The following is a 12,466-nucleotide window of genomic DNA, read 5'->3' on the forward strand; positions in this document are numbered from 1 at the left end:
CCTGGCGGGGCAAGACAACTTGTCAGTAACCTCGGGCTCTCGCGGACACGGGAAGGCGCATGCGCAGGGCGGTACTGACGGCGGCAGCGGTGCTGCTGCTGATCGAAGCGGCGGTGGTCGGGTTCCTCGGACTGGTGCTCGGCCCGGCCGCCGCCGATCGAGGCCACCAGGTGCCAGCCCAGCGCCAGGGCGAGCACCGTGACGGCGATGATCAGGGCGAGGGTCGCCTGGAGGTCCTTGTGGACTCCGCAGGGTGGCCTTCGTCCGCTGGCGCGACCACGCCCGCGCCCAACGCCTCACCCTGGTCGAGGGGCTGGAACACCCCGGCGACCCCGCTCAACCCGACAACCACCACCGCCACGGAGGACCCCCGAAAGAGGCCCGCCGCGCTCGCCCGAGCGCGGCGGGCAGGTCGTCTCGCTAGGCTGCGGCCATGATTCGCGCAGTGGTGTTCGATGTCGGCGAGTGCCTGGTGGACGAGACCCGGGAGTACGGGACCTGGGCGGACTGGCTGGGTGTGCCTCGGCATACCTTTGTGGCGCAGTTCGGCGCGGTGATCGCCGAGGGGCGCGACTACCGCGAGACCTTCCAGGTTTTCCGGCCCGGCTTCGATCTGTATGAGGAGCGCGAGAAGCGGGCGATGGCAGGCCGGCCCGAGACGTTCGGCGAGGAGGATCTGTACCCGGACGTTCGTCCGACCCTTGCCAGGCTTCGGGCGGACGGTCTCTGGCTGGCGATCGCGGGTAACCAGACCGTGCGGGCCGGGGCGATCCTTCGCCGGCTGTTCACCGACGACGTCGACCTGATCGGCACGTCCGACGACTGGGGCGCGAGCAAGCCGGACCAGGCATTCTTCAACCGGGTCGCCGCAGTGGTACCGGCCGAACCCGACCAGATCCTCTACGTCGGCGATCGCCTGGACAACGACGTGCTTCCCGCCGCCCGCGCAGGGATGCTGACCGCGCTGATCCGCCGGGGGCCGTGGGGCTGGATCCAACAGCACGACCCCGAAGCCGATCGCGCGACTTTCCGGATCGACTTGCTTGCCGAGCTCCCGGACCTGATTGCGAAGGCTAACGCTGGAGCGAACTGAGCGTCGCGGACCAGGAGTAGAGGCGGTCATCGATCCGTTGGACTGCGTCCGAGTCCTGCCAGGGAGTAAGCGCCCGGCGGGCCTCACGGATGCGCTCCATACCGGTGGCGTACCAGGTAATGCTCAGCTGGTTGAGTGCCTGTCCTAGCAGCGCACACGCCGGGTCCGGCCGTCCAGCGGCGGCCTCGACAGCCGCGAGGTCGCCGAGGACGACGACTCTCTGCTTTCCGTCGGTCTCTGGCAGATCCGCGAGCACCGCTTCCAGCGTGGTTCGGGCCTGTGGGATGAGTCCGGCGGCCAGTTCGGTGTTGCCCTTGAAGGCGGCGAGGCGGGCGGCAGAGAACCAGGTGAACCAATCCGGGCTGCGGTGCTCGCCATCGGCTTTCAGGACCTCCTCGGCCCGGCGGAGGAGGTCGAGCGCCTGCCGATGGTCGCCGCAGCGGGTCAGGCACTCGGCCTCGACGGCGTCGAGCCACGCCAGCACCTCCGATGAGGCAGACCCCCGTCTGGCGTACGTCCGCGCAGCCCGCATCCGCTCGGCCGCGTCCTCGCGTCGCCCGGCCCAGCCCGGGACGAATACGGAGTGCCCGAGGACCGCAGCACCTAGTAGGGAGTCGTCAGCTTCCCCGGCTGCCTGCAACGCGCGTACGAATGTGGCATCGGCCGCCTCTGGTTGGCGGAGGTCGAAGAACTGGATTCGGCCGGCCAGGAGGAGGCTCTCGGCGAGGGCGGACGCCAGCACCCTTCGGGCAACCCCGTCTGTTTCGCCCAACAAGGCCGTGCCCAAGTTGGCGTGCTCGGCAACCGCCTGATGCAACGTGGCAGGCGAAACGCTCCAGTAGAGCCGTCGATGGGCTTCGGTCACCGTCGCGAAGTCCGCACCTACGGTGGTCGGCTGTGTCGCGGCCGCCGCCACTGGCCTCGGCAGTGCAGGGGGAGTTGAGGGGTGACGGCTCGTGGGCGCGACCTTGTCCGGGACTGGCCGAGTGCTGTCGTCCCACGGCGCACGGAATCCGAGTTCCTCGATCGGCAGGCGGAGGACGTACGTGAGGAGCTGCTGGTGATCATCCCGGGGCCAGGGCGGGTTGGGAGACTCCCACCGCCCGATCTGCTTGCGGCTGACGACGATCTCCCCCAATCCGAGTTGGCGGGCTGCATCGCGTAGTGCGGCTGCGAGTGCTTGCTGGCTGGACAGGCCGCGAGCCTGCCGGGCGGCTTTGAGTGCGGTGTTGCCGATGGATCGGGGCATGATGTCCTCCGAACTGCCGATGCTGCATCAACCATAGGGCTCGCAGGGACATTTCCAGGACTCTTGCTCGGATCGGACATAACAAAGGGCCCTTGAAAGGCTCTTGAACGTCCCATTGAGGGGGTTCAGGATGCCCCGCCGCAGGGCCGACGATTTCCTACGTCACCGCCTGGTGTCGAACGGCTACTGACTGTGGGATCGCATGTCTGAAGTGGCAAACGCGGGGCTTGTCGTCAGCCCGCTCAGGACAGCTCGCTTTCCAGTACCTCTGGACTGGGGTGTCCCGCTGGACGGGGCGGCGGTCCCGCCGGCTCGGAGGTTGCTGGTGGAGATCGTCCGCGCCTGGGATGTGCCGCTCTCCAGCGAAACGCTGGAGGAGTTGGAGCTCTGTGCGAGCGAGGTGATCGCGAATGCGATGGAGCACGGGAAGGCCCGCTGCACGGTGACCGTTCGCCGGGTGGGCGAGCGGCTGCGCGTCGAGGTGGCGGATCCCAGCCCCGCGTTTGAACGTTGCGGAGCGGACGTGGAATCGACGAGCGGACGTGGGCTGATCCTGGTCGAGGCGCTGGCCGACGCCTGGGGCTGGCGCCCGGCTCAGGCAGGCAAGGTCGTGTGGTTCGAATTCCTGGAATCCCGCGAGGCGCCGTGCCCCACGCATGGGTGGGGCACGGCGCAGGACCTCCGCTCCCTGCGGTCGGTGGCGTGACGGGCCCGGGACCGCCCGGTCCACGCCGCCCGTCATCGATGCGGCATGGAGAAGCCGGCGGCGCGGAGTTTGGCCTCGGTGAGGGCGGTCAGGCGGGCCGAGACCGGCGCCTGGTCCTCGCGGTGGTTGTTGATCAGCTTGTACTGGGCGGAGGCCCTGCTCCAGGCCCGCAGGCTGGTGGGATCGCCCAGCAGTGCGGGGTTGGCGAGGTAGTGGTCGGCCATGGCGGTCGCGAGTTCTTCGATCCTCGGGTCGTCCGGATCCCAGGTCTCGGCCTCCCAGCCCCGCTTGGTCAGCTCGACGGACTCGGGGTCGTCGAGCCGGTGTTCGAGCTGGGTGAGGAAGCCGTCGAAGCCCTCCGGCACCAGTGCCCGGGCGAGCACCAGGGCCTCGCGTTGCGCGGCCACGTAGTCGGGGCCGAAGCCGAGGCCGGGCATCCGGTCCAGGATCGCGCAGGCGCGGTCGGGCAGCAGGGCCCGGTCGCCCTCGGCGAGCCGGTGCAGCATGTCGCGGCGCGCGGTCAGTTCTGCGATCCGCTCGGTCAGTCGCCGTTCGACGTCGGCGAGGGTGGCGGTGAACTGCTCGGCTTCGGCGTCGAGGAGGGGCCCGATCTCGGCCAGCGGCACGCCGGCGGCGGCCATCGTCCGGACCTGCACCAGCCGAAGCAGCTGGTCCGATCCGTAGCGCCGGTAGCCGGAGCTGTCGCGGTCCGGCTCCTTGACCAGGCCGAGCCGATGGTAGTGCCGCACCGTCTTCACCGTGACGCCGGTGAATGCCGCCGCCTGCCCGATCGTGACTCCGTTCATCGTCCGCTCAGCCTGCCTTGTGTTCGAGCTCGGCGCGGCCCCGGGGCTCCTCCTGTCTGCCGCATGACGGGTACTCAGTCCGCTGGCCAGGTTCTGTCCGGTCGATCACGAGCGGAGCCAGATGACCAGCGCGGCTGCCGTGGCTCACGCCGAGGAGGCCGTGGACACGCTTGTCGTAGGTTGCCTCCAGCGCACCGAAGCTCTTCGGTTGTTGTCCATCCGCTCGGACAGCGGACCAAGTCGCATCGCAGGAATACGTCGACTCGCTCCACGAGTTCGCTGGAGCCAGTCGCGGACCGGGCTTCGCGGCTGCCCGCGGGTGCTCCGGTCTCAGCCCCGGTTTGCGGCTGTAGGCCCCTTGTCGACGGCGTAGGTCGTCTGCACGAAGCCGGCGCCGAGAGCGCGGGTCTCGCGGTGGGTGAGGTCGATGTCGTGGTCCAGGTGGCCGAACAGGGGAATGCCCGCGCCCAGGAGTACCGGGGCGGTGGTGATGATGAGTTCGTCGAGGATGCCTTCGCGCAGGAACGTCTGGACCATCTGTCCGCCGTCCACGTACACGTTCTTCGCGCCCTCGGCGGTCAGGCTTTTCAGGAGTGCGTCCAGGCTGCGGTGGACGGTGACATTCGCGTCCTGCGTCGTCAGCCGGCTGCTCAGGACGGCCACACGCTTGCCTTCGTAGGGCCAGAAGCCGAAGGTGAGGATCTTCTCGTAGGTGTGGCGGCCCATCACCAATGTGTCGATGTCGGCCATGAACGCCTCGTACCCCATGTCACCGGCTTGCGCGCCGCGTTCGTTGAGCCAGTCGATGTCGCCATCCGGGCGGGCGATGAACCCGTCCAGGCTTGTGCCGATGTAGACCAGGGTGCGGAAGGCGCGCTCAGGGGCTTCGGGAGTGGTGCTTGCAGTCATGAGGGCCTGGCTCCTTGCCGAAGAAGAGGGAACGGAGGTCATCGGGTGAGGCGGTGGGGGGCGAGAACGGCGTCCAGGGCGGCGCGCTGCCGTTCGGCGAGGGCGCCCTGTCGGTCGACCGCCCAGAGCACGGCGACGCCCATCGTCGTGGTGTGCACCGTCGCGGCCAGGGTGGTGGTGTCCGTGTCCGGCCGCAGTTCGCGCGCGTCCTTGGCGTGATCCAGCAGCTCGCCGATCCAGTGGGACTGCGTCTGCTGGGAGGAGAGTGCGCAGTCACGGAACTGCGGGTCATCCAGATCCGCGCACAGGAAAGCGAGATGGTTGGTGAACGCCTCGGGGCTGGTGGCCGGCGCCCAGGTGCCGGTGACCAGTGCCGTCAGCGCCGCCAGCGGGGAGTCGTGTTCGGCGCGAACGCCCTCGTACAGCGCGTTGGCATCGTTCGCCGTGTGCGCGGCCAGCGCCAGCAGCAGACCGCGCTTGGACCCGAACCGCTGCACCAACGTGCCCGGCACCAACCCGACCTCCCGCGCCAGCAGGGCCAGTGTCAGCTTTGCCGGACCCGTGCGGCCCATCACGTCCACCGCTGCGCGCAAGATCGCCGCGTCATCGATACCTCTCGGGCGCCCTGCCACCGTCTGCACCTCCGATTAATAAATGTCTGTTCATTTATTGAAGTGGGGAGGTGTACGCATGTCAAGCCATCAGCCAGTGGTGCTCTGTCGGGGCGGGGCTGACGAGGCACTACCAGGCCGGCCCGGCCTGCCCGCCGCAGAACACCTCGTCGACGAGCCGCCGTTGGGCGTTCTGGAACGCTGCCGCTATGGACACGTCGGCGTCGTCCACGTAGTTCAGCCCGGCGGTGAGGGTCGTGCTGCCGTCGGCGGTGCCGTACATCAGCGATGCCGAGCCGATGGTGGCACCGTTGTGGTGGAAGACGGTGCCGCCGGGGCCCGTGTCCTGCGCGAACACGCCCAGGCCGTAGCCGATCGTCGCCTCCGGCGTGCGCATCTCGGCCAGCAGCTCGGCCGGCAGGAGCCTGCCGCCCATCAGCGCGGAGAAGTACGTGTGCAGGTCCTTGGTGGTGGAGATCATGTCACCACCGCCCCCGACCCAGGAGGGGTTGTGGCGGGTGACGTCGATCGTCCTCTCCTGCCCGGCGTCCTCGTAGCGGTAGTAGCTGCGGTGGTGCGGCTCGGGGACCTCCGGCGAGGTGCCCGGTGCCACGGTGCCGGTCATCCCCAGCGGCCCCAGGACCAGCCGCTGCAGCTCCTCGGCGAACGAGCGGCCGGTGGCCTTCTCGACCACCAGCCGGGCCAGCACGTAGTTGGTGTTGGCGTAGCTCCAGCCCGCCCCCGGCGCGAAGCGCGCCGGCTTGGACAGCGACAGCCGTACCAGCTCCTCGGGCAGGTAGGTCTTGAACCGGTTGTCCACCCACTCCTCGCCCCGCCAGGGAACCCCCGGCGTGAACGTCCCGTCCTCGTGGAGCTCGCCGGTGTGGTTGAAGATCCCGCTGGTGTGCTGCAGCAGCATCCGCACGGTGATCCGACGGTCGAGCCCGAACCCGGGCAGGTAGTCGTCGGCCGGGGTGTCCAGGCCGATCCTGCCCTCGGCCACCAGCATGAGCACCGAGGTCGCGATGAAGTTCTTGGTGGTGCTGCCGGTGCGGAAGTGACCGTCGGTCAGCGGCTCGGCGCTCCCGCCCAGCTCGCGCGCCCCGGCGCTGCCGACCCACTCGCCCCGCTCGTCGTTCACCCGCAGCTGTACCCCGACGAAGCCGGACTCGACGATCTCCTCGATCGCCCGCTGCAGCTCCGGACGATCCTGGCCGTGGTCGGAAGAGGTGATGGACATGGTGCTCCCTCGCATCTGTCGTGCCCGACTCGGCGTCGGGCCGTTGCGACGAGCTTTCACCCTGACCCAGGGTCAACCTCAACCGTGCTCCGGATCACAGCCTTCGGGAGGGGCCTTCGGCGTGAGCGGTGGGAGGCGCCGTGACCGCCGCCGGCCGGCGACAGACGTGGCCGGCCGGCCCGCCGAGCAGGTTGCTCGGCGGGCCGGCGGAGTTCGCGGTGTGCGTCACGCCCAGGGGTCGGTGAACGACCGGCCGGGGACCGGCTTGGCGATGAGGGCGATGGCGGTGAAGAAGTTGACCTGGCCGATGGCGACGGTCAGGGTGGTCAGCGCCGTCGGGTCGTAGTGCTCGGCGACCTGCGCGTACAGCTCGTCGGACACCCGCTCACCGTGTGCCGACGGCTGGAGGACGGCCTCCACCAGGGCCAGGGCTGCGCGCTCGGGGCCGGTGAAGTACGGCGAGTCCTGCCAGGACGACACCGAGGTGATCCGCTCCTCCGTCTCCCCGGCCTTGCGGAGGAAACCGGTGTGCAGGACGGTCAGGTAGGTGCTACCGGCGATCTGGCCGGCCCGCAGCTGGACCAGGCTGATCGTGGTGCGCGGCACCGAGCCGTTGCCGGTGGCCTTGAACAGGGCCGCCGAGACCTCGGCCAGCTCGGGCACGAGCTGGACGGGGTCCTGCTCCTGCCGCGGGCGCATCGGGATCTCGGTGGTGATCGAACGGGTTTCCATCGCCGTGTTCCTCTCGGGTTTCACGTTGCTGTCACCGGTCCGACGGATCGCTGCGATGGATTGTGACGGCGGCGGTCACGGAATGTGTGACACCTGGTAGTGGGCGATGGACCAGCCGTCGGTGGAGCGGCGTAGCAGGGTGCTGAGATGGACGGTGAGAGTGGGGCGGTCGGTGAAGGCGAAGTCGACGCTCAGGTACCCGAGGAGGAGGTCGGGGGCGAGCCGGCGGGTTTCCAGGATGCGGTAGGCGGCCGTCATCCCGAGGGGCTGGGAGTCGTAGTACTCGGCGATGCCCGGCCGTCCGACGCTGTACGGGTGCAGACCCTGGAAGATCGCGTCCTCGCTGAAACAGGCCGCGACCTGCTCGGGCTCGTGCGCGTCGACTGCGGCTTCCCAGGCGTCCAGCACCTCGCGCAGGACGGCTTCGTCGCTCATCGGGTCCCTCTCGCGCCGAGGGTCGTTCGGGTGCGGCGCCAACGGGGTGACGGTGTCGTGCCGCCACACCCGCAGCGGCATCGACGCGAGTACCTGCTCCAGACGCTCCGCGTCGGGTGCGCTGAACAGCCCCCACGTGCGCCACTCGCCGGGTGCCAGGGGAGGCCGCCAGAGCCGCAACAGACTTCCCTGGTCGGCCAGTTCGCCTGCCCGGGCGGCCTCCCGGGCCCGGATGTCCGTCACCGCCTCCGCCGATGTGCCGTCGGGGACGGTGGTCACCATGTCGACCAGGAACTCCATGGGGATCCTTTCGTTCGTGTGACTCGGAGTATCGGCGGCCCCGGCGAACGGAGCCGGAACGGCGCGCCGCTCACTGCGGGGCGGCGTGGGGCGAGCTCGTCAACCGGGCCTGTGCAGTCGGCAGCCGGTCCGGCGGACGGTCTCGATCGGCTCCGGGGCGCCGAACCGTCGGCGTGGGGCGGCCGCCGGCCGTCACCGTCCGGGGCCGGGCGGTGCGACTACGGGCTGCCGCGCCGGCTCACGCAGTGTGCTGGGTGAGCCCGTGGGCGTCGCCGGCAGTATCGTCGGTTGCATCGGGAATCGTCTCGGCCCCATGACTGCATCCGGCTCCCCGGGTTGCGTCAGGGGGAGGAGGTGGGATCGGTGGCGCACTCCTCCAACAGCCCGGCCCCGCCGGTCGCGCCTGGTGCGACCGGCTCGGGCGCGGGCGAGAAGGGGCTCAAGACCGGTGCGCTCGGTCTGGTCTCCTCGGTGGCCATCGGCCTGGCCTCGACAGCCCCCGCCTACAGCCTTGCCGCGACGCTCGGCATCATCGTGGTCGGCGTGGGGCTCCAGGCCCCGATCATCACCATCCTGGCGTTCGTCCCGATGCTGCTGATCGCCTACGCCTACAAGGAGCTCAACGCCTCCGACCCGGACTGCGGCACCACCTTCACCTGGGCAGCCCGGGCCTTCGGGCCGCGGACCGGGTGGATGGGCGGCTGGGGCATCGTCATCGCCGACATCATCGTCATGGCCAACCTGGCCCAGATCGCCGGCGTCTACGGGTTCCGGTTGGTCGGCCTGGACTCGCTGGCCGACAGCACCCTGTGGACCTCGATCGCGGGCGTCGTCTGGATCATCGTGATGACGGCGATCTGCTACGTGGGCATCGAGCTCTCCGCGGCCCTGCAGCGCTGGCTGCTCTCCGTGGAGGTGGTGATGCTGGTCGTGCTGTCGATCACCGCCCTGGTCAAGTCCTACGGCAGCAGTGCGCCCGCCACGGCGACCCATGTCAGCGCCTCCTGGTTCAACCCGTTCAACGTGGCCTCGACCGGTGCGTTCACCGCCGGCATGCTCGCCGCGGTGTTCATCTACTGGGGCTGGGACACGGCCGTCTCGGTGAACGAGGAGACCGCCGACGCGAAGCGCACGCCCGGGCGTGCGGCGGTCATCTCCACGGTGCTGCTCCTGCTCATCTACACCCTGGTGTCCACCTCGGCGCTGGCGTTCGCCGGCGTCGGCACGGAGGGCATCGGGCTGGGCAACGAGGAAAACTCCGGCGACGTGCTGTCCGGCCTCGGTGATGCGGTCTTCGGGACGGCGGGGTTCGGCGGGTTCCTCAGCAAGCTGCTGATCTTCATGGTGCTGACCTCCGCCGCCGCCTCCACCCAGACCACCATCCTGCCCACGGCCCGCACCACGTTCTCGATGGCCACGCACAAGGCCATCCCGGAGCAGTTCGGCCGCGTGCACCCCCGCCACCTCACCCCGACCTGGTCGACCGTGGGCATGGGCCTGGCGTCGATCGCCTTCTACGTCCTGCTGACCGCGATCAGCGGCAACGTACTGGCCGACTCCATCGCCTCGGTGGGGCTCGGCATCGCCTTCTACTACGGCCTGACCGGGTTCGCCTGCGTCTGGTACTACCGGCGGGTCCTGACCAGGAGCGTCAAGGACTTCGTCCTCAAGGGGATCTTCCCGTTCCTCGGCGGCGTGATGCTGCTCTACTTCTTCTGCTACGGGGCCTTCGACGTCTACGCGGACCCTGACTACGGCGCGACCTCGATCGATCTGCCGCTGATCGGGAACACCGGCGGCGTGACCGTCATCGGCATCGGTGCCCTGGTGCTGGGCGCCGTGCTGATGCTCGTCCAGTGGGCCGTCCAGGGCTCCTGGTTCCGCCACCCCGACGTCCCGGTGAGCGCCGCCGACCCGGCCGACGCACCGTAGGGCCGGAGCGCCGTACAGCGCCGCACAACCGCGCAGCGCCGACGCACCCCGAAGCGCCGGCCTACCGCAGGCAGCGCCGGCCGCCCTACCGCTGCGCCCCGGTGTCCAGGTTGTGGGTCATCCGCTCCAGGACGGTGACGGCGGTGCGGTACTCCTCCGGGGAGATGCCGGCCGTCGAGCGGGTGCGGAAGGCGTCGACGCGTGCGGCGACCTCGGTGAGGCGGGCGCGGCCGTCGGCGGTCAGGGCGATCCGGGCCGGTTCCGGGCGGGCCGCCCAGCCGTCGGCGAGGACCTGTTCGACGGCGGCGGTCAGGGCGTCGGCGCCGGCGTTGGCGGCGAGCACGGTGAGGACGTCGGCATCGGTGGCCTGCGGGTCGTCCTCGACGACGTTGAGGACCTGCCAGGCGAGCCGGGTGAGGCCGAACTCGGCCAGCATGGCGTTCATGTGGCCGGTGAGGGCCTGGTCGGTGCGGTTGAGCCAGTAGCCGATGGGCTTCATGCGCTTGCTCCTGACGGGGCCGGGGCGGGTCGGTTCAGTGCGCGGCGGTGAAGGCCGCGGCGTTCTCGCGCGCCCACTGGCGGTAGGTGCGGGCGGGGCGGCCGAGGAGGGTCTCGGTGGTGTCGGCGATGGCGGCGGGCCCGTGGTCGGCGGCCTGCCAGAGGTCGAGCAGCGAGGAGACCATCGGGGCGGGCATGTGGCGGCCCATCTGCTGCTCCGCCTCGGCGCGGGTGATCCGCTCGACCGGGATCTCGCGGCCGAGGGTGTCGGCGAGGACGGCGAGCTGCTCGCGGAAGGTGAGTGACTCGGCGCCGGTGAGGGTGACGGCGCGGCCGGTGAGGGGGTCGCCGGCCAGGGAGCCGTCGGCGGGGGAGGCGCCGGTCAGGGCGGCGACGGCGATGTCGGCGATGTCCTCGGGGTGGATGGGCGCGATGTGCGCGTCGGGGTAGGCGAGCTGGACGGGCATCGCGTTGCCGATGAACCTGGCCCAGCCGAGGGAGTTGCTGGCGAAGGCGTCCGGGCGCAGGAAGGTGCAGGTGAGGCCGGAGCCGGCGAGGGCGCGCTCGACCTCGAGGCTGTGGCTCGCCAGCGGGTCGTTCTCGGCGTCGGGGCCGAGGACGGAGGACGAGGAGAGCAGCACGACGTGCTCGACGCCGGCGGCCTCGGCGGCCTCGATCAGCTCGTGGATGCCGGCGGGCTGCGGGTAGAGGAAGACCTGGCGGACGTCGCGCAGGGCGGAGGAGAAGGTGTCGGGCCGGTCGAGGGCGAGTTCGGCGACCTCGACGCCGGCCGGGACGGTCAGGTCGGCGGGGTTGGCGCTGGCGGCGCGGACGGTGTGGCCGGCGGCGTGCAGGCGGTCGAGGACGGCCTGGCCGACCTTGCCGCGGGCGCCGGTGATGAGGACGGTCATGGGGGCTCCACTTGGTTCGTTCAGTGCTGTAGACATATGCATGCTGACATGCATGCAATTTCATGTCAACACATGTCTTCGACGGGTCATCCATCCGGATACGATGGGGGCATGACGAAGCACGAACCGAAGACGGCCGACGAACTGCTCGACGCCGTCGGCCCCGCGTTCGGGAAGCTGCGGCGCTCCTCCCTCCTGGAGGTCGAGAACCCGATCTCCCAGAAGGACCTCAGCCGCACCCTGGTGCTGAACATCGTCCTGGAGGCCGAGCAGGACGAGGCCCGTGAGGTCACCGTCGGCGGGGTGGCCGAGTACCTCGGCGTCGACCCGTCGGTGGCCAGCCGCATGGTGACCGACTCCATCACCGCCGGCTACCTGATCCGCGCCGCCTCCCAGCAGGACGGCCGCCGCACCGTCCTCCACCTCAGCCCCGCCGGCCGGGAGCTGATGGCCCGCTTCCGCCGGCACCAGCGCGCCGCCTTCGAGCAGGTCACCGACGGGTGGACCGAGCGGGAGCGCCTGGAGTTCGCCCGGCTCATGCTCAAGTACGTCGCCGCCCAGGAGGGCCTGCGCCACCGGGCCCCGGGCGGCCGGGACGCCGGTCGCTGAGCCGCCCGGGACCCGGCGGGGCAGGGCCGGGGGCCGGGGCGGCCGGGACTCACCGCCCTCGGTGGGCGGCGATGAGTCCTGCGTAGCGCCGGCCGCTGGTCTTCACCGTGCGGCGCTGGGTGGCGTGGTCGACGTGGACGGGGTAGGGACCGGCCTCGGGCTGACCACCTACGCCGTGTTGTCCGACGGCACCGTGTGCAAGGTCGACGACACCGTGACCACCCACGAGGGCTGGGGCCTCGGCAGCTACTGCTACTTCAACGTGACCCGACCATCCGGATGGACCACGGCTTCGAGGCCCCCGTCCGGCCGGGGGTGAGGTTCCACGACCTGCTGGTGGTCTCCCTGGGCGGCAACGGCCGGTTCGAGCACGTGGTCAACGGCATCCGGGTGGGCACGGCCGGGGCGGTGTCACGGACCGGGGTCAGGGGAAGG

Annotated in this window: 13 protein-coding genes and 2 pseudogenes; 5 read left to right on the forward strand and 10 right to left on the reverse strand. The window is 70.3% G+C overall.

Translation table 11 applies throughout. From position 1 onward, the window contains the following. Positions 1 to 433 precede the first annotated feature (433 nt). Entirely contained in the window at positions 434 to 1,093 is a 660-nt protein-coding gene (locus tag OG286_RS33450; RefSeq protein WP_405358950.1) for an HAD family hydrolase, read from the forward strand. On the opposite strand, the gene OG286_RS33455 is transcribed toward OG286_RS33450, so the two are convergent. Then, positions 1,074 to 2,342, reverse strand: coding sequence for a transcriptional regulator (locus tag OG286_RS33455; RefSeq protein ID WP_405358948.1), 1,269 nt, complete (start codon positions 2,340 to 2,342; stop codon positions 1,074 to 1,076). The two genes, OG286_RS33450 and OG286_RS33455, sit on opposite strands and share 20 nt — an antisense overlap. Before the next feature lie 202 nt (positions 2,343 to 2,544). Here OG286_RS33455 and OG286_RS33460 point away from each other — a divergent pair, with 202 nt between their 5' ends. Continuing rightward, positions 2,545 to 3,048: an ATP-binding protein gene (locus tag OG286_RS33460; protein WP_405358946.1), complete on the forward strand. Its 504-nt coding sequence runs from the start codon at positions 2,545 to 2,547 to the stop codon at positions 3,046 to 3,048. 32 nt (positions 3,049 to 3,080) lie between these two features. Here the strand turns inward: OG286_RS33460 and OG286_RS33465 are convergent, their stop codons facing one another. The 7 genes and pseudogenes from OG286_RS33465 to OG286_RS33495 form a co-directional block, all read right to left on the reverse strand. After that, entirely contained in the window at positions 3,081 to 3,854 is a 774-nt protein-coding gene (locus OG286_RS33465; RefSeq protein WP_396321054.1) for a MerR family transcriptional regulator, read from the reverse strand. Between the two features lie 330 nt (positions 3,855 to 4,184). After that, positions 4,185 to 4,763 carry a dihydrofolate reductase family protein gene (locus OG286_RS33470; protein WP_405358944.1) on the reverse strand — a complete coding sequence of 193 codons (579 nt, stop codon included), beginning with the start codon at positions 4,761 to 4,763 and terminating at the stop codon, positions 4,185 to 4,187. A 38-nt stretch (positions 4,764 to 4,801) separates the two neighbouring features. After that, entirely contained in the window at positions 4,802 to 5,404 is a 603-nt protein-coding gene (locus tag OG286_RS33475) for a TetR/AcrR family transcriptional regulator (protein WP_405365979.1), read from the reverse strand. Positions 5,405 to 5,504: 100 nt separating this feature from the next. Beyond that, on the reverse strand, positions 5,505 to 6,614 hold the full coding sequence (locus OG286_RS33480; RefSeq protein WP_405358940.1) for a serine hydrolase domain-containing protein: 1,110 nt from the start codon (positions 6,612 to 6,614) through the stop codon (positions 5,505 to 5,507). Positions 6,615 to 6,839: 225 nt separating this feature from the next. Beyond that, positions 6,840 to 7,346, reverse strand: a complete 507-nt coding sequence (locus OG286_RS33485) for a carboxymuconolactone decarboxylase family protein (RefSeq protein ID WP_396321058.1) — start codon at positions 7,344 to 7,346, stop codon at positions 6,840 to 6,842. A gap of 75 nt (positions 7,347 to 7,421) precedes the next feature. Then, the gene (locus OG286_RS33490) at positions 7,422 to 7,781 is read right to left on the reverse strand and encodes an SgcJ/EcaC family oxidoreductase (RefSeq protein WP_396321296.1); all 360 of its coding nucleotides are present in this window, start codon (positions 7,779 to 7,781) and stop codon (positions 7,422 to 7,424) included. A gap of 33 nt (positions 7,782 to 7,814) precedes the next feature. Then, positions 7,815 to 8,081 (reverse strand): annotated as a pseudogene (locus OG286_RS33495) (muconolactone Delta-isomerase family protein); the annotation flags it as partial. A gap of 363 nt (positions 8,082 to 8,444) precedes the next feature. Between OG286_RS33495 and OG286_RS33500 the strand changes: the two are divergent. Continuing rightward, complete coding sequence (locus OG286_RS33500) at positions 8,445 to 10,013, forward strand: APC family permease (RefSeq protein ID WP_396321059.1); 1,569 nt, start codon at positions 8,445 to 8,447, stop codon at positions 10,011 to 10,013. Between the two features lie 85 nt (positions 10,014 to 10,098). Here the strand turns inward: OG286_RS33500 and OG286_RS33505 are convergent, their stop codons facing one another. Continuing rightward, positions 10,099 to 10,512: a MarR family winged helix-turn-helix transcriptional regulator gene (locus OG286_RS33505; RefSeq protein ID WP_405358937.1), complete on the reverse strand. Its 414-nt coding sequence runs from the start codon at positions 10,510 to 10,512 to the stop codon at positions 10,099 to 10,101. A gap of 34 nt (positions 10,513 to 10,546) precedes the next feature. Beyond that, complete coding sequence (locus OG286_RS33510; protein WP_405358935.1) at positions 10,547 to 11,422, reverse strand: NAD(P)H-binding protein; 876 nt, start codon at positions 11,420 to 11,422, stop codon at positions 10,547 to 10,549. 111 nt (positions 11,423 to 11,533) lie between these two features. Here OG286_RS33510 and OG286_RS33515 point away from each other — a divergent pair, with 111 nt between their 5' ends. Together OG286_RS33515 and OG286_RS33520 are read left to right on the forward strand one after the other, a co-directional pair. Continuing rightward, entirely contained in the window at positions 11,534 to 12,031 is a 498-nt protein-coding gene (locus tag OG286_RS33515; protein WP_405358933.1) for a MarR family winged helix-turn-helix transcriptional regulator, read from the forward strand. Between the two features lie 199 nt (positions 12,032 to 12,230). Continuing rightward, a pseudogene (locus OG286_RS33520) lies at positions 12,231 to 12,436 on the forward strand (coagulation factor 5/8 type domain-containing protein); the annotation flags it as partial. Between the last annotated feature and the right edge of the window lie 30 nt (positions 12,437 to 12,466).

The sequence above is a fragment of the Kitasatospora sp. NBC_00039 genome (assembly GCF_045160625.1).
In the GTDB taxonomy this organism is placed as follows: Bacteria; Actinomycetota; Actinomycetes; order Streptomycetales; family Streptomycetaceae; genus Kitasatospora.

Bases quoted from the DNA above. Each gene is read 5' to 3' on its own strand.
- OG286_RS33450 (WP_405358950.1), top strand. From the start codon at position 434: ATGATTCGCGCAGTGGTGTTCGATGTCGGCGAGTGCCTGGTGGACGAG.
- OG286_RS33455 (WP_405358948.1), bottom strand. From the start codon at position 2,342: ATGCCCCGATCCATCGGCAACACCGCACTCAAAGCCGCCCGGCAGGCT.
- OG286_RS33460 (WP_405358946.1), top strand. From the start codon at position 2,545: ATGTCTGAAGTGGCAAACGCGGGGCTTGTCGTCAGCCCGCTCAGGACA.
- OG286_RS33465 (WP_396321054.1), bottom strand. From the start codon at position 3,854: ATGAACGGAGTCACGATCGGGCAGGCGGCGGCATTCACCGGCGTCACG.
- OG286_RS33470 (WP_405358944.1), bottom strand. From the start codon at position 4,763: ATGACTGCAAGCACCACTCCCGAAGCCCCTGAGCGCGCCTTCCGCACC.
- OG286_RS33480 (WP_405358940.1), bottom strand. From the start codon at position 6,614: ATGTCCATCACCTCTTCCGACCACGGCCAGGATCGTCCGGAGCTGCAG.
- OG286_RS33485 (WP_396321058.1), bottom strand. From the start codon at position 7,346: ATGGAAACCCGTTCGATCACCACCGAGATCCCGATGCGCCCGCGGCAG.
- OG286_RS33490 (WP_396321296.1), bottom strand. From the start codon at position 7,781: ATGAGCGACGAAGCCGTCCTGCGCGAGGTGCTGGACGCCTGGGAAGCC.
- OG286_RS33505 (WP_405358937.1), bottom strand. From the start codon at position 10,512: ATGAAGCCCATCGGCTACTGGCTCAACCGCACCGACCAGGCCCTCACC.
- OG286_RS33510 (WP_405358935.1), bottom strand. From the start codon at position 11,422: ATGACCGTCCTCATCACCGGCGCCCGCGGCAAGGTCGGCCAGGCCGTC.
- OG286_RS33515 (WP_405358933.1), top strand. From the start codon at position 11,534: ATGACGAAGCACGAACCGAAGACGGCCGACGAACTGCTCGACGCCGTC.